General features: G+C 66.6%; 20 protein-coding genes. 7 read left to right on the top strand and 13 right to left on the bottom strand.

What is annotated here, in order from left to right:
• Positions 1-1,806: a sensor histidine kinase gene (locus tag ACFPOB_RS05395; RefSeq protein WP_377796512.1), complete on the bottom strand. Its 1,806-nt coding sequence runs from the start codon at positions 1,804-1,806 to the stop codon at positions 1-3.
• Between the two features lie 350 nt (positions 1,807-2,156).
• On the opposite strand from ACFPOB_RS05395, the gene ACFPOB_RS05400 reads away from it, so the two are divergent.
• Positions 2,157-2,438, top strand: a complete 282-nt coding sequence (locus ACFPOB_RS05400; RefSeq protein ID WP_377796513.1) for a hypothetical protein — start codon at positions 2,157-2,159, stop codon at positions 2,436-2,438.
• A gap of 90 nt (positions 2,439-2,528) precedes the next feature.
• Positions 2,529-2,954 (top strand): SufE family protein, encoded by a 426-nt coding sequence (locus ACFPOB_RS05405; protein ID WP_377796514.1) that lies wholly within the window; start codon positions 2,529-2,531, stop codon positions 2,952-2,954.
• Between the two features lie 97 nt (positions 2,955-3,051).
• Here the strand turns inward: ACFPOB_RS05405 and ACFPOB_RS05410 are convergent, their stop codons facing one another.
• From ACFPOB_RS05410 to ACFPOB_RS05420, 3 genes are all read right to left on the bottom strand, one after another.
• Positions 3,052-3,861 (bottom strand): DUF6456 domain-containing protein, encoded by an 810-nt coding sequence (locus ACFPOB_RS05410; RefSeq protein ID WP_377796515.1) that lies wholly within the window; start codon positions 3,859-3,861, stop codon positions 3,052-3,054.
• Positions 3,858-4,238 (bottom strand): helix-turn-helix domain-containing protein, encoded by a 381-nt coding sequence (locus tag ACFPOB_RS05415; protein ID WP_377796517.1) that lies wholly within the window; start codon positions 4,236-4,238, stop codon positions 3,858-3,860. Before ACFPOB_RS05415 ends, ACFPOB_RS05410 begins: the two co-directional genes overlap by 4 nt.
• Before the next feature lie 388 nt (positions 4,239-4,626).
• The gene (locus tag ACFPOB_RS05420; RefSeq protein ID WP_092155521.1) at positions 4,627-5,043 is read right to left on the bottom strand and encodes a Ros/MucR family transcriptional regulator; all 417 of its coding nucleotides are present in this window, start codon (positions 5,041-5,043) and stop codon (positions 4,627-4,629) included.
• A 397-nt stretch (positions 5,044-5,440) separates the two neighbouring features.
• On the opposite strand from ACFPOB_RS05420, the gene ACFPOB_RS05425 reads away from it, so the two are divergent.
• Entirely contained in the window at positions 5,441-7,582 is a 2,142-nt protein-coding gene (locus tag ACFPOB_RS05425) for a S9 family peptidase (RefSeq protein ID WP_377796519.1), read from the top strand.
• On the opposite strand, the gene ACFPOB_RS05430 is transcribed toward ACFPOB_RS05425, so the two are convergent.
• On the bottom strand, positions 7,569-9,038 hold the full coding sequence (locus ACFPOB_RS05430) for a hypothetical protein (protein WP_377796521.1): 1,470 nt from the start codon (positions 9,036-9,038) through the stop codon (positions 7,569-7,571). The genes ACFPOB_RS05425 and ACFPOB_RS05430 overlap by 14 nt on opposite strands.
• Before the next feature lie 284 nt (positions 9,039-9,322).
• Between ACFPOB_RS05430 and ACFPOB_RS05435 the strand changes: the two genes are divergently transcribed.
• The gene (locus ACFPOB_RS05435; RefSeq protein ID WP_092155524.1) at positions 9,323-9,922 is read left to right on the top strand and encodes a superoxide dismutase; all 600 of its coding nucleotides are present in this window, start codon (positions 9,323-9,325) and stop codon (positions 9,920-9,922) included.
• Between the two features lie 66 nt (positions 9,923-9,988).
• On the opposite strand, the gene ACFPOB_RS05440 is transcribed toward ACFPOB_RS05435, so the two are convergent.
• Complete coding sequence (locus ACFPOB_RS05440) at positions 9,989-11,686, bottom strand: methyl-accepting chemotaxis protein (protein ID WP_377796523.1); 1,698 nt, start codon at positions 11,684-11,686, stop codon at positions 9,989-9,991.
• Between the two features lie 125 nt (positions 11,687-11,811).
• Positions 11,812-12,606 (bottom strand): ChbG/HpnK family deacetylase, encoded by a 795-nt coding sequence (locus ACFPOB_RS05445; protein WP_377796525.1) that lies wholly within the window; start codon positions 12,604-12,606, stop codon positions 11,812-11,814.
• A 169-nt stretch (positions 12,607-12,775) separates the two neighbouring features.
• On the opposite strand from ACFPOB_RS05445, the gene ACFPOB_RS05450 reads away from it, so the two are divergent.
• The gene (locus ACFPOB_RS05450) at positions 12,776-13,768 is read left to right on the top strand and encodes a glycosyltransferase family 2 protein (protein WP_377796802.1); all 993 of its coding nucleotides are present in this window, start codon (positions 12,776-12,778) and stop codon (positions 13,766-13,768) included.
• Between the two features lie 108 nt (positions 13,769-13,876).
• The gene (gene murJ / locus ACFPOB_RS05455) at positions 13,877-15,403 is read left to right on the top strand and encodes a murein biosynthesis integral membrane protein MurJ (protein ID WP_377796526.1); all 1,527 of its coding nucleotides are present in this window, start codon (positions 13,877-13,879) and stop codon (positions 15,401-15,403) included.
• 275 nt (positions 15,404-15,678) lie between these two features.
• On the opposite strand, the gene ACFPOB_RS05460 is transcribed toward murJ, so the two are convergent.
• The 3 genes from ACFPOB_RS05460 to ACFPOB_RS05470 all read right to left on the bottom strand — a co-directional run bounded on the left by ACFPOB_RS05460 (position 15,679) and on the right by ACFPOB_RS05470 (position 17,756).
• Entirely contained in the window at positions 15,679-16,545 is an 867-nt protein-coding gene (locus ACFPOB_RS05460; protein ID WP_377796528.1) for a branched-chain amino acid aminotransferase, read from the bottom strand.
• A 178-nt stretch (positions 16,546-16,723) separates the two neighbouring features.
• Positions 16,724-17,041 carry an AzlD family protein gene (locus ACFPOB_RS05465; protein ID WP_377796529.1) on the bottom strand — a complete coding sequence of 106 codons (318 nt, stop codon included), beginning with the start codon at positions 17,039-17,041 and terminating at the stop codon, positions 16,724-16,726.
• Entirely contained in the window at positions 17,028-17,756 is a 729-nt protein-coding gene (locus ACFPOB_RS05470) for an AzlC family ABC transporter permease (protein ID WP_377796531.1), read from the bottom strand. The genes ACFPOB_RS05465 and ACFPOB_RS05470 overlap by 14 nt, the downstream gene beginning before the upstream one ends.
• 126 nt (positions 17,757-17,882) lie before the next feature.
• On the opposite strand from ACFPOB_RS05470, the gene ACFPOB_RS05475 reads away from it, so the two are divergent.
• The gene (locus tag ACFPOB_RS05475; RefSeq protein ID WP_377796533.1) at positions 17,883-18,491 is read left to right on the top strand and encodes a 4'-phosphopantetheinyl transferase family protein; all 609 of its coding nucleotides are present in this window, start codon (positions 17,883-17,885) and stop codon (positions 18,489-18,491) included.
• 10 nt (positions 18,492-18,501) lie between these two features.
• Here the strand turns inward: ACFPOB_RS05475 and ACFPOB_RS05480 are convergent, their stop codons facing one another.
• The 3 genes from ACFPOB_RS05480 to ACFPOB_RS05490 form a co-directional block, all read right to left on the bottom strand.
• A complete protein-coding gene (locus ACFPOB_RS05480) occupies positions 18,502-19,245 on the bottom strand; it encodes a TerC family protein (RefSeq protein WP_377796534.1) in 744 nt (247 codons plus the stop codon).
• Positions 19,246-19,361: 116 nt separating this feature from the next.
• Positions 19,362-20,441, bottom strand: coding sequence for a tartrate dehydrogenase (locus ACFPOB_RS05485; protein ID WP_377796535.1), 1,080 nt, complete (start codon positions 20,439-20,441; stop codon positions 19,362-19,364).
• Positions 20,438-21,340, bottom strand: a complete 903-nt coding sequence (locus ACFPOB_RS05490; protein WP_377796537.1) for an alpha/beta fold hydrolase — start codon at positions 21,338-21,340, stop codon at positions 20,438-20,440. Before ACFPOB_RS05490 ends, ACFPOB_RS05485 begins: the two co-directional genes overlap by 4 nt.
• Positions 21,341-21,502: the final 162 nt, after the last annotated feature.

Raw genomic sequence — 21,502 nt, forward strand, 5'->3', positions numbered from 1 at the left:
TCAGGCGGTCAGGCGGACGGGTTGCTTGGTTTCGAGGCCGCGGCGGGGTGCGCGGGCAAAGGTCGCGATACGGGCCGGCTCGCTCGCTGCGACGACGCCGCCGATCGGCAAACGGACGCCGACGCGGGTGCCGACGCCCGGCGCGCTCTCGATGGTGAGCGTGCCGCCATGCAGGCCGACCAGGCCGCGCACCACCGAGAGGCCGAGCCCGGTCCCGTCATGGGCGCGCTCATATGAGGACTTGGCCTGGAAGAACGGGTCGCCCAGCCGCGGCAGGTCGGCGGCGGCAATGCCGATGCCGGTATCGGAGACCGAGAGGTCGATCATGCCGCCATCGCGCACCAGAGCCAGCGTGACGCGGCCGCCCGGCGGCGTGAACTTGATCGCATTCGAGAGCAGGTTGAGCATGACCTGCTTCAGGGCGCGCCGGTCGCCGAGCAGTTGCGGCAGGTCCGGGCCGACGACGCGTTCGAGCGCGACGCTGCCGCTGCCGGCCTTGAGCGCGACGACGTTGCAGCAGTCCTCGGCGACCTCCGCGATGTCGAGCGCGTCCTGCTCGATCGTCATCGCGCCGCTCTCGATCTTGGAAACGTTGAGCAGCGTGTTGACTACGTCGAGCAGATGCTGTCCGGAATCGTGGATGATCCGAGCATATTCCTCGCGCTGCGCCGCGCTGAAGGAGGCGCCGAGCTCGCCGCTCAGCATCTCCGAGAAGCCGATGATCGCGTTGAGCGGCGTGCGCAGCTCATGGCTGACCGTCGCCAGGAACCGGTCCTTGACATCGCTGGCCTTGAGCGCCTCGGCGCGATCACGCTCGCGCTTCTCGTCGATGGCGTGCCGGTCGGTAACGTCGCGGCTGACGCAGACCACGGCCGCGCCACCAGGCGCGCCGGATTGCTCGATGCGCCGGGCGCTGAGATCAAGCCAGCGCACGACCGGGCTCGCCGCGGCCTGTCCATCGGCGCAGGCAGGGACGAAGAGAACACGAAAACAGGCGCCGGCCCGGCCACTGCCATGCGCGGCATCGCTCAAAGCCTTGAGGAAGAGCGGCCTGTCGGCGATGTGAACGCGCTCGAAGAGGCCACGCCCGAAAAGCTGCGCCGGCTCCGCCCCGGTCAGTCCACGTGCAGCCTCGTTGGCGAAGACGACGGAGCCGGCCGCGTCGTGCCAGGTGACGAGATCGCCGACATGTTCGAGCATCAGCTGTGCCCGCGCATCGGAGGCGCGATGCTCGCGCAGCTCGTCGTCGCGACGATAGAGGAAGCCGATCGTGATCAGCGCTGCGTGCAGGATCGCGACGGCGGCGAAGACGGGCATTGCCTGCCAAGTCCAGGACGCCGGCTCCGCGATCGCACCCGCGCCCTGCAAAGCGACGACGGTTCCGAGACCAATCACGGCAAGCGCACTGGCGCGTGCCACATAGGGTCGGGAGCCGAAGAACATCGCTTCGGCCGGAACCGCGGCGAGCCAGAGCAGCAGCGGCGAAGCCGCCCCACCGGTCAGGCAGGCGAGCGTGGTGATCAACAAGGTCAGAGCTGCGCCGGACAAGAAATGCGCCAGGTCGAGCCGCCCCGTCCGCGAGAGCAGGAAAACCGCCACGAGCGGCAGCGCCAGCGCGACCAGCACGACCATTTCAAGGGCGCCGATACGGCCGCGCCAGGCGATGTAGGCTGGCATCAGGCTGAGCGCCGCGATCGACGCGACGAGCCTGCTCAGCATGAAGCGCTCATGACGCATGCGCTCGAGCGAATCGGCCAGCGCCGATGGATGGACCATCGCCGCGACCTGCGCCCTCACCGCCGTCATCAAACTGGAAAACCGCAAACGCGCACCTCTGCCGGCCTCGGCGCTTTCGCCTCGCCTTGTTGCTGCGATCCTCGCGGCCGCCGTTTAAGCGGGGCTTAAAGCGGCCGTGGCCAAAACCAGGACGCAATTCCATACCGGTCGAAATAGCTCTTGTTTTTCAACAAATTGCGCATGTCGCCGCAGGCTGCGCCAGACCAAGCGGTTGTTGGCGGCAAGGTGAACGGAAGCTGAAGACGACGTGCTGTCTTTGATTCAAATCGATGCTGTCGGCGACACCTGATCTTTCGACCCGCTTGCTAAGGTTCACCCATCCGCGGGCTGGGGAGCCTGAAACCGGACGGGGACGACAGATGGCCTATCTTCTGCGCAGCCTGGCGATCGTCGGCGTGATCGCGCTGAACTCGCCCGTGCACGGCACGAAGAGCGAACCCGATACGCTACTGGTCGATGCCAAGGCGGCGATCGCGATCCTCGCCAAGATCGATCCGAAGGCAGCGTTGCAGGGCGCGGCGAGCGTGCGCGAGGCGGCGGAGGTCCTGGCCGGGCTGGAGCCCGAGACCCGCGCCCGGGTCCTCGCCTTGGCGGCGAGCGCCGCGACCCGCGGCAGCGAGGCACAGCCGCGACAGCGCTGAGGCTTGACGTCTCGGCAGGAGAGGCCGAAGACGCTGGCCATCGCCGCCTTCCGTTGACGGCGAATGAGCCGGAGGCCGGTTGCGGAGTCCATGAGCGAGAGCCTCGACGAGATCGTCGCCAATTTCGAGCTGCTCGACGAGTGGGACGATCGCTATCGCTACCTGATCGAGCTCGGGCGCACGCTCGCGCCCCTGCCCGAGGAGGCCCATAGCGACGCCAACAAGGTGCGCGGCTGCGCCAGCCAGGTCTGGCTCGAGACCCAAAGCGAGGGCGGGCCCGGCGAAACCACGCGCCTTACGTTCCGCGGCGACAGCGACGCGCACATCGTGCGCGGGCTGGTCGCGCTCGCCATCGCCATCCATTCCGGCCGCACGGCACAGGAGATCCTGGCGACCGACGCCTTTGCGATCTATGAGCGCCTCGGTCTGGCCGCCCATCTGACGCCGCAGCGCTCGAATGGCGTGCGCGCGATGATGGAGCGGATCAAAAACGACGCCCGGGCAGCGCTGGTCTAGAGCAATTCCGCAATCTTCGGATCGCGGAAAAGGTCTAGTTCCTTGTTTTATCGCATTTTCTTCACGCGAACCGGTGTTCACTTCGTTCGAAAATGCTCTAGGTCCTGCCGATCGGCGGAACCGGCATCGACGGGCGCGCATCGGGCGCACGCCAGGCATGGTTGCCCGAACGCCCCGGCTTGCCACTCAGGCCGTAATGCTCGACCAGCGCCGACAACGCCAGCCGGAGCACGACTTTGGCCGAACGCGCCGGCCATTTGCGCTCGCGTTCGACCTGGTCGAGGCCCTTGAGAAAGCCGCAGACGTCGATCGCCAAGCCTGATAATTCGGGGCCGAGGCGCTTGCAGGCAAGGCGTATCCGCTGGCGTGCCGCCAGGCTGGAATCGGAGGCTTCGGCCGGCCCGTGTGCCGGCGCATGGGTGCCGGCAGCCAGGCCCGCATCCCAGTTGACCGTCGTGCGCGGCAACATCTGCGCCAGTGTCAGATCAGCGCGGAAGCGCTCGCCGGCCGCGAACTCGACAGCAGAAATCTGCGGCTGCCCGTCCTTGCCGGGGCGGCGATGAAGCCAGAGCAACGGGCTCTCGCGCTCGTCCAGCACGACCTGCTGCGCCTCGCCAGCGACCATGACCGTCGTCGTCGCGCGCGACCTTTCCGCCTGCGCATCGACGAGACGCAGGCGGCGCTTCTTCCCGCCATGCGCGGACCAGGCGGCAAAACCGGCCGCGACGAGCGCTTCGGCCTCGGCGGCCGCGACATAGCCGGCTCCAAGCGTGGCTCCGCCGGCGCCGCGGCGATAGAGCGCGATCCGCCCGCAACCCAGCGGCGAGTCGACGGCATAGGCACCGGCCTCGCTCAGGTGTCGCAGCAGGCGAGACGGCGAAAGGGAGAGATCGTCGCGGGCGCTCATCGTACGACCTCCGCATAGGAGCCGAGTTGCAAACCGAGAGCGAGATGCGCGAGGCCGGCCTCCAGCGCCGAGATGGACAGATCGAACGCCTGTTGATCACGCCGGTCCTCGACCAGGGCGCAGGCGTGCCGCACGGTCGTCCGGTCGCGCTCGAAGCAGGCGCCGACCTCGGTCAGCGTCAACCCGAAAACGACATGGGTCAGATACATCGCAAGCTGCCGCGCGAAGGCGACCCTGCGCGGCCCGCGCCCGGCGCGCAGCGCCCCCGCCGGCAGGCGCATCGCGCCGCAGACGGCGACCTCGACCAGCCGTGCCGGAGCTGCCCAGCGAACGGTTTCCAGCCGCTTGGCAATCAATTTGTTCTTGATATGTTCCATTACGGGCACCGCCTCCCCGACTTCAATCGCAACGAGATAAAGGTATATATTCCTATATCATCCGACGGCAAGCACGCGGATGGCCATCCCGACAGGCTCCTGACAGTTTTGGGCTAGAGGGCCATCAAGGTCCGGATTGGCGATCCTGGAGCACTCTTTGCGCCTCTCCGTCGCGGAGGCGCTCTAAGCCTCTGCCTTAGCAAGCCTTCTTCACGCAAACCGGCATTCAATTCGTGCGAAGACGCTCCAGGCGGAGCCGTCCTCCGGACTCTCGTCGACCTTCCTCATTCGACAGCCCTCACGAGCATGAGAAGCTCAAAGAAAAAGCCGCCGGACGAACCGGCGGCTTTACTTCATGAGCAATGATCCAGTCGGGCCGAGGATCGGATCAACGCCGCTTGCGGCGCTGCTGGCCGAGACCCATCTTCTTGGCGAGCTGGGAGCGCGCCTCGGCATAGTTCGGCGCGACCATCGGATAGTCGGGCGGCAGGCCCCACTTCTCGCGGTACTGCTCAGGCGACATGTTGTACTGCGTGCGCAGATGACGCTTCAGCGACTTGAACTTCTTTCCGTCCTCCAGGCAGATCAGATAATCGGCCGTAATCGACTTCTTCACCGCGACGGCAGGCTTGGGCGCTTCGACCGGAACAACCGGCGCAACACCACCGACGACGCGATTGAGAGCGGCGTGAACATCGCTGATCAGCGCGGGCAGGTCGGAAGCCGGAACAGAATTGTTCGACACGTAGGCGGAAACGATATCTGCCGTGAGCTCGATGAAATCGGAACCGTCTTGGTCAGCCATGATGGCGTTGCTCCATTGTTATCTTGACCGGTCGTAGCATTGACTGCGCCCAGCTCTGTTTCCAGGCGCGAGCGCCCTCCCAGACCTCAGCCGGCGGACGGTCGAATTTCCACCGGAATAGAATCATGCAAAACGGACCAGTCGGCACTCGTCTAAGCCATGCGCTTCAATATCGCAAGTGGCTTGGCAAGGATTCGAATACATTCATCGAGACATATTATTGCTGGTTTTATGGGCGCAGATCGTAACCTGAGCGCTTTGCGCTGCAGCATTTGCGCCAACAGGTTGTCCTTGTCAGTGTCAACGACGGGCTCTACCTGTCTCATCGGCAAAGATGAAACGCTCCTAATATCGATCGCATGGTTGAAAGCGGTCAAACCCAGCCTGGAGAGCAAGCATGACTAACCCGCGCAGCGCCGCCTCGCCGCCGGTTCCGGCTGTCCGCCGGCAAAGCCGTATTGTCCACGGCGTCGAGTTGACCGATGATTACGCTTGGCTTCGCGCCGAGAACTGGCGCGAAGTCCTGCGCGATCCGGATCTCCTGCCGACCGAGATCAAAGCGCATATCGAAGCCGAAAATGCCTGGTGCGACACGCTGATGGCGCCGACGAAGGCGCTGCAGCGCGACCTGATCGAGGAGATGCGCGGGCGGATCAAGGAGGATGACAGCGAGCCGCCGCAGCCGGACGGGCCGTTCCTCTATTACAGCCGTTATCGGCGCGGCGGCGAGCACCCGCTGATCTGCCGCAAGCCGCGGCCGGATCGAGGCGACAAGGCCGGCCGCGAGCAGGTCATGCTCGACTGCGACGCACTCGCCGAGGGCAAGGAGTTTTTCGATCTCGGCGATGCCGAGCACAGCCCCGACCATCGCCTGCTCGCCTGGAGTGCCGACGAGGCCGGCTCGGAGCTGTTCCTGATCCGAATCCGCGACCTCGCCACCGGCAAGGACCTGCCGGACGCGATCGCCGACACCTCCGGCGAGATGATCTGGGCCGCCGATTCCAGCGCCTTCGTCTATGTCGCGCTCGACGACGACCATCGCCCGACGCGCGTGCTGCGCCACCGCCTCGGCACGCCACAGAGCGAGGACGAACTGCTCTATGAAGAGACCGATCCCGGGCTGTTCGCCGATATCGACCAGACCCAGTCGCGCCGCTTCCTGCTGATCTCGAGCAGCGATCACGAGACCTCGGAGGTGAGCCTGGTCGACCTTTCCGACCAGGCCGGCAAGCCCAAGCTGATCGCGCCCCGGCTCGCCGGGCGCCAGTATAGCGTCGAGCATCACGGCGACGAATTGTTGATCCTGACCAATGCTGACGGAGCCGAAGACTTCAAGGTCGTGCGCGCCCCGCTCAGCGATCCTTCGCCCTCGAATTGGATCGATCTCGTGCCGCACAAGCGCGGCCGGCTGATCCTCAGCCATATCTGCCTCGCCGGCCGGCTGATCCGCCTGGAGCGCGAGGAGGGTCTGCCGCGTATCGTCGTCCGCGATATCGAGAGCGGAACGGAGAGCAACATTGCCTTCGACGAGGAGGCCTATGGGCTCGGCGTCGATGCCGGCTACGAATTCGACACCGACACCTTGCGCTTCATCTACGCCTCGATGGCCCGGCCGGCCGAAACCTATGATTACGACCTCGCCAGCGGCAAACGCACCTTGGTGAAGCGTCAGGAGGTGCCCTCCGGCCATGACCCGGAGGCCTATGTCGTGCGCCGCATCTTCGCAACGGCCAAGGATGGCGCCAGAATACCGGTCTCGCTGCTGCACCGGCGCGATCTCAAGCTCGACGGTTCGGCGCCCTGCCTGCTCTACGGCTACGGCTCCTATGGCGCGGCGATGTCGGCCTCGTTCCGGACGCGGCCCCTCAGCCTGGTCGACCGCGGTTTCGTCTACGCCATCGCCCATATCCGCGGCGGCACCGACAAGGGCTGGGGCTGGTATCTCGACGGCAAGCGACAGAACAAGCCCAACAGCTTCACCGACTTCATCGCCGCCGGCGAGATGCTCGCAGCCGAGGGCTTCACCAGCCGCGGCCGCATCGTCGCGGAGGGCGGCAGCGCCGGCGGCATGCTGATGGGCGCGGTCGCCAACCTGGCGCCGGAGCTGTTCGCCGGGATCATCGCCGAGGTGCCGTTTGTCGACGTGCTCAACACCATCCTCGACGAAAGCCTGCCGCTGACGCCGATGGAATGGCCGGAATGGGGCGACCCGATCCGCGATGAGGCGGCTTTCCGGACGATCCTGAGCTATTCGCCCTATGACAACGTCAAGGCGCAGGCCTATCCGCCGATCCTGGCGACGGGCGGCTTGGCCGATCCGCGCGTGACTTATTGGGAGCCGGCGAAATGGGTGGCGCGCCTGCGCGCGACCATGACCGGCGGCGGCCCGATCATGCTGCACACCAATATGGACGCCGGCCATGCCGGCGCCGCTGGGCGTTTCGATTCACTGAAGGAAACCGCCCTCGCCTACGCCTTCGCCATCACGGCGGCAGGCGGAGGCTGGAATACGGAGGGTGAGCCGGTCAGCTCGAGCTAGTCTCGAGCTTGTCCTTCTCACTGGCGAGATAGGCCTTCAGCTCGTCCATCGAGGCGAAGACATAATCGCCGTCCGGCGTGCGGGCATGGATCGAGCCGTCGGCGAACATGGTGAACTGGGTCTCGCCGACCTGATAGGCGCCGATCACGCCTTCTTCGGAGGCTGCGGGCTCGTCGTCCGGCTTGGCCTCGGCCGGCTCAGCGTCGTTCGACTTGGCTTCGTTCGACTTCGCCTCGTTCGACTTGGCCTCGGCCGCTGACGGCTCGGCCTTCTCGGCAGGCCACGCGTCTTCCGCTGCGAGAGCAGGCTCGGCGGCCGGCTCAGACGGCGAAGGCTCGTCCGCCAGAGGAGCGGGCTCGGCCTTAGCCTCCTCCGGCCGCGCCTTATCGGCGGCGTCGGCCTCGACCTCACTCAGAGCGCCGGGATCGCGCGGCTGCGTCACCGGCGGCCAGGGCCGAGCCGCGATCCAGCTCTCCGCTGAACCGAGGACATCGTGATCGCGCCGCGGCGGCTCGACTTCCGGCGCGTTGACGACACCGCTGAGCTGGTCGCGCAGCGCGTTGAACTCATCGTCGATGGAGGCTGGCTCCTCCCGGGTCGGGCGCTCGATGCGCGGCCACCATAGCCGATCCTCGGCGCTCGTCGCCGGCGCAACGTGCGGCTTTACGGCCTCGTCGCGCTCCTCCTGCGCCTGTTTCGCCTCGGGCTCATCCGCAACGATGGCAGCGGGCTTGGCGATTTCCGGGATTTCAGGATCTGCAGGCTCGTCGGCGTCCACCGACGCCGGGCCTTCGGGTATTTCCCGGGTGTCCTCGGACTCCATGGCAACCTCGCCCTCACCGTCCGGCTCATCCGAGCGCACATCCGCGGGGGCGACGTCGAGCACGGGCGAAACCGGAGGCAGCAGCCAGTCATCGATGTCGCCTGTCGCAGCCGGCGGTGCCTGTGACGGCTCTGCGGCGACGGTCTCGACACGGTCGGAGCGAGTATCGTCGCCCTCCTCCGCCTTACCAGTTTCGTTCGCCCTGTCGGTCGCCTTTGCGTCCGGAGCGTCCTCGCTCTTCGCCAGGCCAGCGAGTGCCCCGGCCACCACGGCAGCGCCTGCACCGGCGGCCAGCGTGGTCGCCATGCCGACATGCCCTGCCGTAGGCTCCGGCGCCTTGTCGAACGCGGGCTCAGGGCGCGCCGGCGCCTCGCTCGGCATTTGGCGCTCGCCGGAGCGCGGTTCGGACAAGGCGACCGCCGCCATGGCGCCGCTGACGAGCCCCTTGAGCCGGCGGAGTTCGGCAAGCACCGCCGCGAGCGCGAGCAGGATCAAGCCGGCGGCGAGCGACAGTCCTCCCAGGATGACTTCAGTGAAGCCACTTTCTAGGACACGATATGGCCAGCCATCGACGATGGCATAGGCGCCGCCCGCCAGCAGGGCGAACCCGAGAACCACGAAAAGCCTGACCAACGCTTGCTCCTTTGGGGCGGGACGAGCTGCGACAGCTTGCCGCCTCGGCGGTTAACCTATCGATACCGTCCGGTATTGCCAACCAAACGGCCCGCCAACCCTCTCCCGCTGGAAACATGGAGCGAGCGTGCCGGATTTCTCGGGCTTCGGCGGTTGCCGCTGCCGGCCGGGGGGCTTAACTAACAGGCGAATGGCGGGGTGTTCCGCCGGGCAATCATTGCCCAAGCGTTGCGTCGTTGCAGCCATTCTCACGTCGCGATTTCGACAGCCCAAGGAGAGGCCCCATGTCCTTTACCCTGCCCGATCTTCCCTATGCGCATGACGCCCTCCAGCCCTACATGTCGAAGGAGACGCTGGAGTACCACCACGACAAGCACCATCTCGCCTACGTCAACAACGGCAACAACGCGATCAAGGGCACGGAATTCGAGGGCAAGTCGCTCGAGGAGATCGTCAAGGGCTCCTACGGCAAGAACCCCGCCGTGTTCAACAATGCCGGCCAGCACTACAACCACCTCCATTTCTGGAAGTGGATGAAGCCGAATGGCGGCGGCAAGCTGCCGGGCGCGCTGGAGAAGGCGATCACCGAATCCTTCGGCTCGGTCGACAAGTTCAAGGAAGACTTCGTCGCCGCCGGCGTCGGCCAGTTTGGCTCGGGCTGGGCCTGGCTCGAGGTCAAGGGCGGCAAGCTCGCCGTCAGCAAGACCCCGAACGGCGAGAGCCCGCTCGTCCATGGCGGCACGCCGATCCTCGGCGTCGATGTCTGGGAGCACTCCTACTACATCGACTACCGCAATCGCCGCCCGGACTATCTCAAGGCCTTCCTGGAGAGCATGGTCAACTGGGAGTACGTCGCCGAGCTCTATGACGGCGCCAAGGCCTGATCCCGCCTTCGATCGATAAATACGAACGGGGCCCTGCGGGGCCCCGTTTCATTGTTTGATCAGGGCTCAAGCCGCGACGCGCTTGAGGAACTGATCCACCGTCGAGTCGAGCCGCATCGCCTGGGCCGAAACCTCGCCGGCGGCATGGCGGACCTGCTCGGCCGAACGGCCGGTCTCCTCGACGCTGTCGGCGAGCACGCTGAGATCGCTGGAAACCGAGAGCGCCGAGGTGCTCGCCATGGCGACGCCGCTGGCGATCTCGCCGGTGGCGATCGCCTGCTGCTCGATCGAGGTCGCGACCGAATTGGCGAAGCTCTCGATCGCCCCCATGCGCGTGGCGATGTTCTGGATGGCGCCGACGACCTCGCTCGTCGCGCCCTGGATGGCGCCGACCTGGCTGACGATCCGATCGGTGGCGTCGGCAGTCTGCGAAGCCAGGCTCTTCACCTCGGCCGCAACGACGGCAAAGCCTCGCCCTGCCTCGCCGGCGCGCGCCGCCTCGATTGTGGCGTTTAGCGCGAGCAGATTGGTCTGCGCCGCGATGTCACGAATGAGATTCACCACCTCGCCGATCGCGCGGGCGGTCTCGTCCAGCGCCTGGACCGATCCAGCAGTATGGCGCGAGGCGGAGGCGGCTTCGACGATCTCGGTGCGGACGCGGCGCACCTGGAACTCGACCTCGCGGATCGCCGCCCCCATCTCCTCCGCCGCCTGGGCGGCGTTCTCGACATTCACCGAGGCGCCTTGTGAATTCTCGGCAGCGCGGGCGGCCCGTTCCGACGATTCGGCCGCGACACGCGCCAGACCGTCGGAGGCCTCGCCCATGCGATCGGCATTGCTCTTGAAGGCCTCGAGCGCGACGCCGACCTCGCCGCGGAACAGCGCGATGGCCTCCTCGACATGCTTCTGGTGGCGATGACGGTCCGCCTCGGTCGTCAGTTGCTGCTGCTGCAGGCTTGCCCGCTCGGCAAGGCGCAGCTTCAGCACGCCGAGCGCCCTGGCGATGGCGCCGATCTCGTCCTGCCGGCCGACCGCGTCGATCGGCGTGTCGAGCTTGCCGTCGGAGATGCCGACGATCGCGCGGGTCATGCTCTTCAGCGGCCGCATCGTCCGCGACAGCGAGATCCAGAGCAGCGGCCCGAGCACGACGAGCAGGGCGATGCCGATCCCGATCGTCAGGAACTGCTCCCAGGCCGCGCGGGCGACGAGCCGGGTCTTGTCGAAGCGCAAGGCGACATAGCCGATCTGCTTCTTGAAACCGCCAACCTTCACCGAGAGCAGCTGCGTCACATAGGTCTTGTCTTCGAGCCGCAGCGTGTCCTGCTCGCCGAGCAGGTCCCAGGCCTCCCGCCCGAGCAGGCGGGCGAGCTTGTTCGGAGTGAACGACAACCGTGCTTCGTCATTGCGGCCGGCCGAAGCGAGCGCGACCAAATCGTCAGCGACGAAACCCGCATCGAAATCTGGATCGCGCTTCAGCGATTCCAGGATGTAGGTCAGGGTGACGGTGTCGCGCGCCAGGATCATCGGCGGCGCGGCATGGGCGATCATCGCTGTCAGCGCCGCCATCTTCTGCTCGAGATCGCCGCGCGTCTTGGTCTCGTTGTAGCGGGAGGCGGCAATGACGACGAAAGCAATCGCGATGGCGACGATGGCGACTGCAGCTCCGGCGATCCGGCTGCTGAGCGAGTGCGTCACCTGCTCGACCGGCCCAGTATGCGGCACAGCCACCTGCCCTCGCTGCGTCCGCGACTGAAACCAGGCCATCACGCTCATCTTCCGCCGACTCCAGACACCGACATCCCAAGCTGTCGGGACTGCCACACCGCAGGGTGAACGGACGGAGTAAATTTTCGATTGCTTCCGCGCGATCCTGCACGCAAAGCGACAGGTCAGGGCTGGCCGGAGCTGGAAAACCGGCCGATCCGCAGCCCGGGCGGCGCGAGGGCCATCAACGCCGCATGCTCGAGCGGACGCGTCGCGACCACCGGATCGAGCGCGACGAGTTCGTCATCGACATGGCCGGGATGGCACATCACCAGGTGCGAGGGGCCCGGCTGGATAAGGAATGCCTCGAGATCAGCGGCGAAATCGCGTTGCGGATCGAAAGGCGAGAAACCGGAGAAGCCGCGATTGGTCGGGATGCCGCGCCGGGCGGCGGCGCGGTGCAAGCCGGTCGCAAGCCCAGCCACGGTCAGCGCCTTGCCGATGGCGATGCCGCGCGCCCGGATCGCCGCGACGGAATCGGAGGGATCGCGCAGATAGACCGAGCCAGCCGGGTAACGGACCGTCAGCGCATCGAGCAGCGCCCGGCGGATACCGGGCAGGACATGGGCGTGCTGGTGGCCGTCGACGAAATCGGGCGCCCGGCCGAAATGCTGCTCGAACGCGTCCAGCTGGCGGCTGATCTCGCCAGCGATCTCGGCGCGCGCGGCGCCCGAACGCAGCGCCAGCAGCGCGAGCTTGCCGAGCTTCGGCAATGTGCCGAACGGTGCGACGGTCGGCATGGCCGACAGCGGTGCGCCGCAGGTGAGATTGAGATGGAGACCGAGATCGGCGCGGCCCAAGAAGGCCGCGAGCTCGCCGGCCAGACGCGGCCAGTGCGGCCGATTGGTCATAGCCCCTGTCGCCGAGAGCCTGCCGGCGGCGAGCAGCTCCAGGATCGAACGGCTGACCCCCTCGGTCATGGCAAAATCATCGGCGCAAAGCACGAAACTGCGGGTCATTACAGCCGTTACCCCCTATTCATCAGCGCTGATGTATGCAGCCTGCGGCTTGTTCGATGCGTTCAGCCCTAACCGAGCAATGAAGGTCCTGAAAGCCTTGTCCGCGATCGCGCCCAGTTCCGCCCCCGCCATGCCGCCGGCGGCCGCTCCACGGCCGCAGCTCTCGATCGTGGTGCCGGTCTATAACGAGGCCGACAATCTTGCGCCTCTGATCGCCCGGCTCGAGCCGATACTCGACGCCAATGCCGCCTCCTGGGAGATCGTCTGCGTCGACGACGGCAGCCGCGACGGCACGCTGGCGGCGCTACGGGCCCTCAACGCGCAGGACAGCCGGATCAATGCCATCTCCTTCAGCCGCAATTTCGGCAAGGAGGTCGCAATCGCCGCCGGACTCGACCATGCCAATGGCGACGCCGTGGTGATCATGGATGCCGACTTGCAGCATCCGCCGGAGGTGATCCCCGCCTTCCTGGCGAAATGGCGCGAGGGTTTCCTCAATGTCTACGGCCAGCGCACCGACCGCGAAGGCGAGAGCCGGCTGAAGCGCAACTTCGCCAAGGCGTTCTACAAGCTCTTCGCCAGCTTCGGCGAGACCGAGCTGCCCGAAGGCGCCGGCGATTTCCGCCTGCTCGACCGGCGGGTGGTCGAGGCGCTGCGGGCCCTGCCCGAGCGGGCGCGCTTCTCGAAGGGCCTCTATGCCTGGGTCGGCTTTAGGGCGACGGGCGTGCCCTTCGCGGTCGCCGACCGCGCCCATGGCGAGAGCAAGTTCCGCTTCAGCAAGCTGTTCAGCTTCGCCTTCGATGGAATCTCCTCGTTCTCGACCGTGCCGCTCAAGATCGCGACCTGGCTCGGCGTCGCGATCGCGATCGTCGCAACCCTGACCGGCCTGTACTTCATGGTCCGGACGCTGCTGTTCGGCACCGACCTGCCCGGCTTTCCCTCGCTGATCGTCTCGATCATGTTCTTCTCCGGCATCCAGCTGATCTCGCTCGGGATGATCGGCGAATATGTCGGGCGCATCTTCGCCGAGGTGAAGCGCCGCCCGCTCTATCTGGTCGGCGAGCGGGTCGGCTTCGACAGGCAGGACAGCGCCTCGCCACGTAGCGACGTGCTGCCTCACTGATCGGGTAATTCGGGGACTGCGCGGGCCCCGCGCTGGACCATCTTCCGCGACGCGGCTATGCGGCTAAGTGCAAGCGGCCTGCCGATCGTGGCGGACCAGAGTGGCGCGATGCTGAGAAAGATCCTTTCCGTCAGCGGTTTCACGCTGCTCTCGCGATTGTCCGGCTTCCTCCGCGACATCGTGCTGGCGGCGACGCTCGGCGTGAGCGGGCTGATGGACGCCTTCTCGGTGGCGCTGCGGCTGCCCAATCATTTCCGCGCCATCTTCGGCGAAGGTGCCTTCAACCAGGCCTATATCCCGGCCTATAGCCGCATTCGCGAGCAGTCGGGCGAGGCCGCTGCGGCGCAGTTCTCGAACCGCGTCTTCTCGCTCAATCTCGCCGTCCAGCTCGTGCTGCTTGGGCTCGCCATCCCCTTCATGCCGGAGCTGGTACGGCTGCTGGCACCCGGCTTCGTCAATGATCCCGTCCGCTTCGACCTCGCGGTGACGCTGACACGGATCACCTTCCCCTACCTCCTCTTCATCACGCTGGTGACGCTGCTCTCGGCCAATCTCAACGCGGTCGACCGGTTCGCGGCGGCGGCGGCGGCGCCGATCCTTTTGAACATCTGCCTGATCGGCGCGCTCTTCGTCGCCTTCCTGTTCCCGAGCGCCGCCCATGCCGCCGCCTGGGGCGTCGCCGTCGCCGGCGTGCTCGAATGGCTGCTCCTCTGGATCTCGGCGCGTCGCGTCGGCGTCTCGGCTGCGATTACGCGGCCGCGCCTCGACGGCGAGGTCAAGAGCTTCTTCAAGGCCTTCGGCCCGGCGGTGATCGGCTCAGCCGGCGTACAGATCGCCCTCTTCGCCGACACGATCATCGCTTCGCTTTTGCCGGCCGGCGCCTATTCGGCGCTGTATTATGCCGAGCGCCTGTACCAGCTGCCGCTCGGCGTGATCGCGATTGGTGTCGGCACCGTGCTGCTGCCGACGATGAGCCGGTCGATCGCCGCCGGCAACGAAGCCAAAGCGGAAGCGGCGCAGAACCGCGCGATCGCGCTGACGCTGGTCGCCACCGCTCCCTTCGCCGCCGCCTTCCTCGCCATTCCCGAATTGATCGTTTCGGCGCTGTTCGAGCGCGGCCGCTTCGACGATGCGGCGACGCAGGCCGCCGGCGCGGTACTTTTCGCCTATGCGATCGGCCTGCCGGCGATCGTGTTGATCCGGGCCCAGGTCTCGAGCTTCCAGGCACGCGGCGACACGACGACGCCGATGCTGATCTCGCTCGCCGCCATCGCCGCCAATGTCGGGCTGAAGCTGCTGCTCTGGCGCAGCCATGGCGCGCCTGGCCTCGCCTTCGCCACCGCCTGCGGCGCCTGGATCAATCTCGGCGCGCTCTATGTCCTCGCGCTGAAGCGTGGCTGGACGAACCCGGATCGCGGCCTGCCGCTGCTGATCGTGATCGTCGGCGTCGCCGCCGGCCTCGCCGCACTGGTCGCCCGCCTGCTGGCCGAGCCGCTCTACGGGCTGCTGATCAGCTTCCCCTACGAGCCGCGCTTGATCGCTCTCGCCATCCTCAGCCTCGTCGCGGCAGGGATCTATGGCGTGGTGGCGCTTGCGGGATTGAGGTCGGCCGGGCTCTGGCGGCTTCTGCGATAGCAGCCGCCGTCATTCCGGGATTTCGCTCAGCGAAAGGCCCGGAACCCCTGACGATCGCGCCTCAGAAGCTTTCTCCGTCATTACGAGCGTAGCGAAGCAATCCAGAAGCGGCAGCGCTTTACTCCCCCCTGGATTGCTTTCGTCGCTCGCGCTCCTCGCAATGACGGCAGGGCGGTGTTCATGGGTTCCGGGCTCAGGCCTTCGGCCCGCCCCGGAAAGACGGCGTGGTTCGGCAGGCAGCCGACTCTGCGTCTGCCTTCGCTGGGGCAGCGGCCTCAGGCGCCCTTGCTGTGGGCGAACTCCATGTAGAGTTCCCGTGCCTTGCGGAACATCGGACCGGGCTGCAGCTCGCGATCGTCGATCTTGTAGATCGGCATCACCTTCGAATAGTTGCCGGAGGAGAAGATCTCGTCGGCCTGCTCGAAATCCTCATAGCGCAGCGTCGTCTCCTCGACGGTGACGCCGGCCTGCCGGAGCAAGCCAATCGTGCGCTGGCGGGTGATGCCGTTCAGGAAAGTGCCGTTCGGAGCCGGCGTCTTCACCACGCCGTCCTTGGAGAGGAAGATGTTGGAGGTGCCGGTCTCGGCGACATTGCCGAGCATGTCGAGCACCAGCGCATTGTCGAAGCCGCGGGCCTTGGCCTCGCGCAGCACGCGGGCATTGTTGGGATAGAGGCAACCGGCCTTGGCGTCGGTCGGCGCGTTCTCCAGGGTCGGACGGCGATAGGCGCCCTTGGTCACCGAGAAGCCCTTGCCGGGATCGCCCATCGGCGCCTCGAACAGGCATAGCGCGAACTGGGTCGACTCGGGGTCGCCGATGATGGTCGAGGGGCCGTCGGCCTCGGCCCAGTACATCGGCTTGATGTAGAGAGCAGTGCCGCCCGCGAATTTCTTCACGCCTTCGGCGGTCCTGGCGACGATCTCCTCGGCCGAGACGGTCGGCTTCAGGCCGAGCGCCAGGGCGGAACGGTTCACGCGCGCGGCATGCCGGTCGAGATCGGGCGAGACGCCGTCGAAATGGCGGGCACCGTCGAAGACCTGGGAGGCCTGCCAGGCGGCATGGGTGCGCGGACCCATGATGCCGGGATTGCCCTCGCGCCACTCACCGTCGAACCACGTCCACGTCTGCGAATACCAGGCCATCATGCGCTCCGATCGGTGAGAGTTGCTGGCCGGCACCGTCTGCCGCAGGCAAGGCGGCGTCAACAGGCCGGCCGCATGCCGGCGAACGATTGCTGTGATGGGTGCGATCGTAGGCGGTGATGGATCACGGCGGCATGCCTGAAATGCGCGGCGCGAGCTGCGCGATCGCGCCCCGCCGTCAGAAGCCGGCGGCCCGCATCAGAGCGACCACCACCATGCCGACGAGCAGGGCCAGCAACTCGCTGCGCCGGATCACCATGCTGGCGATCGCCGCCAGCAAAGCGAGCCCGGCGGCGAGGCCGAGCCGCTCGATCAGCGGCAGCACGGTCGCGACCACGATCGAGCCCGGCAGGGCGGCGAGCCCGCGCCGTACCCGCGGCGTCAGCGGGATGAAGCTCATCAGCACCACCCCGGAGATGCGGCAGAGATAGGTCGCCAGCGCCATGCCCAGGATGGCGAGATAGGGCCCCCAGCTTCCCGGTTCAGGCAGGGTCATCGAGCAGGGCTCCCGCCACGGCGCCGGAGAGCGCGCCGACGATGATGAAGGCATAGCCGTCGACGAGGCGGGTAGTGACGAGCGCGACGATGCCGGCGACGATCCAGGGCAGCGCCGCCCGCTTGCCGCGCCAGAGCGGTACGATCATCGCCGCGAAGAAGATCGGCATGACCAGGTCGATGCCATATTTGCGCGGGTCGGCGACCAGCGCCCCGAGCAGGAAGCCGGGGATGGTCATGACGACCCACACGACCCAGAGCGCCAGGCCAGCGCCGAGCACGACGCCGACATCCCGCCCGCCCTCGCCGTGATAGCGCGTGCCGACCAGCCAGTTGGCGTCGGTGAAGAAGGAGAGCTGGAAGGCGGTCACGAACCAGGGATAGTGCTTGAACCAGGGCTGCAGCGACGCGGCCTGCAGGATGGTGCGGGCATTGACCGTCGCCGTCACGAAGGCGAGCGCGACGATCGCGCCCCAGGTCCATTCCGGCCGCCAGAGCTCCATGGCGACGAGTTGGGAGACGCCGGCATAGACCAGCGCGCTCATCAGCACCGCCTCGAACAGGCTGAGGCCCTTCGCCGAAGCGGCAGCGCCGAAGGCGACGGCGAAGACGACCACGCCGGGCATCAGCACGGAGACGCGGCGCAGGCCGAGCCGCATGCCGGCAAGGGTGAGCTGGGCCGCGGCCGGCGGTTCGGATTTCGCTTCGTGAGCCATAAGTCCTCGAACCGGTTTCCCGATGTTGCGTCAACGCCTTGCAAGCTCCAGGCCCGCATGAGCGTGGCGCAGGGCGGGCCTGGTCGTCTCCTTCCGCACCGGCGCGCGCTGCACTAGAACCGCGGCATGCTCTGGCTTTCCTCAATCGATGAGACCGCCCCCGCCTTGCCCGCAGCATGGCTGATCGCAACGCAGGCGCAGCCGGCGAACCTGCCGGAGCGCTCGGAGCTGCGGCGTTCGCTCGCCCGCAAGGTGCTGGCGCGCCAGTTCGGGCTAAAGGAGGATGCTGTCGAGATCGGGCATGAGCCGGCGGGACGCCCGCTGATCCTTCGCCCGCGTGGCTCCGGGCTGCACCTTTCGCTGGCGACCCGGGCCGGCCTCGTCGCGATCGCTTTGGCGCACCGGCCGGTCGGCATCGATGTTGAGCGGGTCGCGCTCGCGAGCGAGCCGCCTCCTGCCGTTCTGCATCCGGACGAGCAGCGCTGGCTGGAAGGCTTGCCGGCCAGCGCCAGACCGCTGGCCTTCGCCCAGCTCTGGAGCGCCAAGGAAGCCTATGTGAAGGCGCTCGGCACCGGTTTCACCCACGCGCCGGAGAGCTTTTCGGTGCAGCTCGACGGCGCCGAGCGCTTCACCGTCAGCGACGAGCAGGACGGCCGCGACGCCGGCGGCGTCCTCCGGCTCACGAAAAACGGCGGCCATGAAACCATGGCCGCCGCGTTCATCACTCTCGATTGAGCCTGATTGTTCAGCCCGGCTGATCGACCGGCTTCTTCTTCAGGAGATAGCCGGCGACGACGACGACCAGCGCGCCGAGCGTCGCCGCCGTGTAGAACGGCACCTTGGCGGGCAGGAGGCCGATCGGGTTGGTGTCGGATACCGGCACGCTGACGACCCAGTTCGGCATGTTCGCCTGCAGCCACTGCAGCACCGCCAGGTCACCAAGCAGCATCTCGCCGGCGATCCAGCCGAGCAGCGCAGCGCCGAGCCAGATCAGGATCGGGAAGCGCTCGAGAACCGTGGAGAGCAGACGGGCGCCGTAGACGATCAGCGGGATGGTCAGCAGCAGGCCGAAGATGAAGAGCTCGAAATGGCCACGGGCCGCGGCTGCGATGGCCAGGACGTTGTCGAGGCTCATCACCGCATCGGCGATGGCGATAGTGCGGACCGCCTTCCAGAGATTGTCGCTGGCCTCGATGTCGCCATGCGCCTCCTCCTCGCCCTTGGCGAGCTTGATCGCGATCCAGAACAGCAGCAGCGCGCCGACGACCTTCAGGAAGGGCACGGCGAGCAGATAGGTCACGACCACCGCGAAGAGGATGCGCAGGCCGACGGCAGCGCCGGCGCCGAGCAGGATGCCGACCTTGCGCTGCTTCTCAGGCAGAGAGCGCACAGCCAGCGCGATGACGACCGCGTTGTCGCCGGAAAGCAGGAGGTCGATCCAGATGATCTGGAGCAGCGACGTCCAGAAGACGGACGATGAGAAATCCATACCTTGGTCATCCCCTCAATAGCCCGGGCCGATAGCCCGGTTTGGCCCGATCGGGCGGTTTAAGCAAGCAGCCGGCACGGAGAATGCGTCGGCCGCACGAAGAATCCTGCGGAGTTTCAACCCAGCGCCTGTTCCACCGCCTTGCCGGCGGCTTCGGTGCCGAGCGTGCCACCGAGATCGCGCGTGCGGGTGCGGGCATCGCCGAGCGCGCGCTCGATCGCCGCCTCGATGCCCTTGGCCGCTTCATGCTCGCCGAGATGGTCGAGCATCATCGCGCCCGACCAGATCTGGCCGACCGGATTGGCGATACCCTGGCCGAAGATATCCGGCGCCGAACCGTGCACCGGCTCGAACAATGACGGGAACTCGCCGGTCGGATTGATGTTGCCGGACGGTGCGATGCCGATCGTGCCGGTGCAGGCCGGGCCGAGATCGGAAAGGATGTCGCCGAACAGGTTCGAGGCGACGACCACGTCGAAGCGGTCGGGATTGAGCACGAAATGCGCGGTCAGGATGTCGATATGGTACTGGTCGACCGCGACATCGGGATAGTTCTTCGCCATCTCCTTCACCCGCTCGTCCCAATACGGCATGGTGATCGAGATGCCGTTCGACTTGGTCGCCGAGGTCAGCTTCTTGCGCGGCCGGCGCTGGGCGAGCTCGAAGGCGTATTTGAGCACGCGGTCGACGCCGACCCGGCTCATCACCGTCTCCTGAATGACGATCTCGCGCTCGGTGCCGGCGTACATGCGTCCGCCAACCGAGGAGTACTCGCCCTCGGTGTTCTCGCGCACGACGAAGAAGTCGATATCGCCAGGCTTGCGGCCGACGAGCGGACCGGGCACGCCCGGCATCAGCCGGACAGGACGCAGGTTGACGTACTGGTCGAACTCGCGCCGGAACAGCAGCAGCGAGCCCCAGAGCGAGATATGATCCGGCACCTGGGCAGGCATGCCGACGGCGCCGAAAAAGATCGCGTCGTGGCCGCCGATTGTCTCCTTCCAGTCATCCGGCAGCATCTTGCCGTGCTTGGCGTAGTAATCGCAGGAGGAGAAATCGAACTCGTCAAGCTGGAGTTCGAAACCGTACTTCTTCGCGGCCGCCTCGAGCACGCGCAGCCCCTCGGGCATGACCTCCTTGCCGATGCCGTCACCGGCGATGGCGGCGATGCGGTAGACGCGATTGGTGCGGCTCATGTGTTCTCTCCGAAGAAGGCCGAGAATTCGGCGACGACGAGATCGGGGATCTCCTCCGCCAGATAATGCCCGCCCGGCAGGGCCCGGCCTTGGACGTTTTCCGCGCGCTCGCGCCAGAGGGCCAGCACATCGAAGCATTTTCCGACGGCGCCGCGATCGCCCCACAGCGCCAGCAGCGGACACGCGACCTTCCGGCCGCCATCGGCATCGTCATGGGCGATGTCGATCGTCGCCGCGGCACGATAATCCTCGCAACTGGCATGGATCATCGCCGGATCACGGAAGCAGCGCAGATATTCGGCGAGCGCCGCCGGCTCGAACAGCTTCATGTCGGAGGCGCGCCGGCTGGTCCAATAGAACTCCGGATCGGCCTCGATCATCCGCTCCGGCATCGGCGCCGGCTGGATCAGAAAGAACCAGTGCCAATAGGCGCGGGCGAAAGCGTCGGTCGTGTCGCGGTACATCTCGCGCGTCGGCGCGATGTCGAGGGTCGCCAGCTTCAGCACCCGGTCGGCGTGGTCGAGCGCTAGCCGGTGCCCGACACGGGCACCGCGATCATGCGAGCCGACGAAGAAGCGCTCATGGCCGAGCGCGCTCATGACCTCGGCCATGTCCTGCGCCATGGCGCGCTTCGAATAGGGTGCGTGATCGGCCGCGCTCGGCGGCTTTTCGGAATCGCCATAGCCGCGCAGGTCAGGGCAGATCAGAGTGAAACGCTGTGCCAGTTGCGGAGCGATGCGCCGCCACATGATGTGGGTCTGGGGATAGCCGTGGAGCAGGAGGAGCGGCGGCCCCTCCCCGCCCGTGCGAACGCGAAGGCGCGCCCCCGTCGTCGCAACGTCAAGCAACCGAAAGCCGGGAAACAGATCGTCCGCGACAGGGAGCTCGGTCAGCGACATCAGGCCTCTCAGATTGCAACAATCAGAGCCGATACCCGGATTTTAAAACGATTTCTTGCGCCGATTATTTCATAATCCTGGTCAATAACGCGGAGCGCCGCAGATGGCCCTCAACCGTCATTCTCGGGCGAAGCGAAGCGCAGACCCGAGAATCTCATGGCG

It is taken from the genome of Allobosea eneae, from assembly GCF_042657265.1.
In the GTDB taxonomy this organism is placed as follows: Bacteria; Pseudomonadota; Alphaproteobacteria; order Rhizobiales; family Beijerinckiaceae; genus Allobosea; species Allobosea eneae.

What these genes read in the sequence shown, in the direction of transcription:
- ACFPOB_RS05395 (WP_377796512.1), bottom strand. Translation starts at nt 1,806, where the DNA reads ATGACGGCGGTGAGGGCGCAGGTCGCGGCGATGGTCCATCCATCGGCG.
- ACFPOB_RS05400 (WP_377796513.1), top strand. Translation starts at nt 2,157, where the DNA reads ATGGCCTATCTTCTGCGCAGCCTGGCGATCGTCGGCGTGATCGCGCTG.
- ACFPOB_RS05405 (WP_377796514.1), top strand. Translation starts at nt 2,529, where the DNA reads ATGAGCGAGAGCCTCGACGAGATCGTCGCCAATTTCGAGCTGCTCGAC.
- ACFPOB_RS05410 (WP_377796515.1), bottom strand. Translation starts at nt 3,861, where the DNA reads ATGAGCGCCCGCGACGATCTCTCCCTTTCGCCGTCTCGCCTGCTGCGA.
- ACFPOB_RS05415 (WP_377796517.1), bottom strand. Translation starts at nt 4,238, where the DNA reads ATGGAACATATCAAGAACAAATTGATTGCCAAGCGGCTGGAAACCGTT.
- ACFPOB_RS05420 (WP_092155521.1), bottom strand. Translation starts at nt 5,043, where the DNA reads ATGGCTGACCAAGACGGTTCCGATTTCATCGAGCTCACGGCAGATATC.
- ACFPOB_RS05425 (WP_377796519.1), top strand. Translation starts at nt 5,441, where the DNA reads ATGACTAACCCGCGCAGCGCCGCCTCGCCGCCGGTTCCGGCTGTCCGC.
- ACFPOB_RS05435 (WP_092155524.1), top strand. Translation starts at nt 9,323, where the DNA reads ATGTCCTTTACCCTGCCCGATCTTCCCTATGCGCATGACGCCCTCCAG.
- ACFPOB_RS05440 (WP_377796523.1), bottom strand. Translation starts at nt 11,686, where the DNA reads ATGGCCTGGTTTCAGTCGCGGACGCAGCGAGGGCAGGTGGCTGTGCCG.
- ACFPOB_RS05445 (WP_377796525.1), bottom strand. Translation starts at nt 12,606, where the DNA reads ATGACCGAGGGGGTCAGCCGTTCGATCCTGGAGCTGCTCGCCGCCGGC.
- ACFPOB_RS05450 (WP_377796802.1), top strand. Translation starts at nt 12,776, where the DNA reads ATGCCGCCGGCGGCCGCTCCACGGCCGCAGCTCTCGATCGTGGTGCCG.
- murJ (WP_377796526.1), top strand. Translation starts at nt 13,877, where the DNA reads ATGCTGAGAAAGATCCTTTCCGTCAGCGGTTTCACGCTGCTCTCGCGA.
- ACFPOB_RS05460 (WP_377796528.1), bottom strand. Translation starts at nt 16,545, where the DNA reads ATGGCCTGGTATTCGCAGACGTGGACGTGGTTCGACGGTGAGTGGCGC.
- ACFPOB_RS05465 (WP_377796529.1), bottom strand. Translation starts at nt 17,041, where the DNA reads ATGACCCTGCCTGAACCGGGAAGCTGGGGGCCCTATCTCGCCATCCTG.
- ACFPOB_RS05470 (WP_377796531.1), bottom strand. Translation starts at nt 17,756, where the DNA reads ATGGCTCACGAAGCGAAATCCGAACCGCCGGCCGCGGCCCAGCTCACC.
- ACFPOB_RS05475 (WP_377796533.1), top strand. Translation starts at nt 17,883, where the DNA reads ATGCTCTGGCTTTCCTCAATCGATGAGACCGCCCCCGCCTTGCCCGCA.
- ACFPOB_RS05480 (WP_377796534.1), bottom strand. Translation starts at nt 19,245, where the DNA reads ATGGATTTCTCATCGTCCGTCTTCTGGACGTCGCTGCTCCAGATCATC.
- ACFPOB_RS05485 (WP_377796535.1), bottom strand. Translation starts at nt 20,441, where the DNA reads ATGAGCCGCACCAATCGCGTCTACCGCATCGCCGCCATCGCCGGTGAC.
- ACFPOB_RS05490 (WP_377796537.1), bottom strand. Translation starts at nt 21,340, where the DNA reads ATGTCGCTGACCGAGCTCCCTGTCGCGGACGATCTGTTTCCCGGCTTT.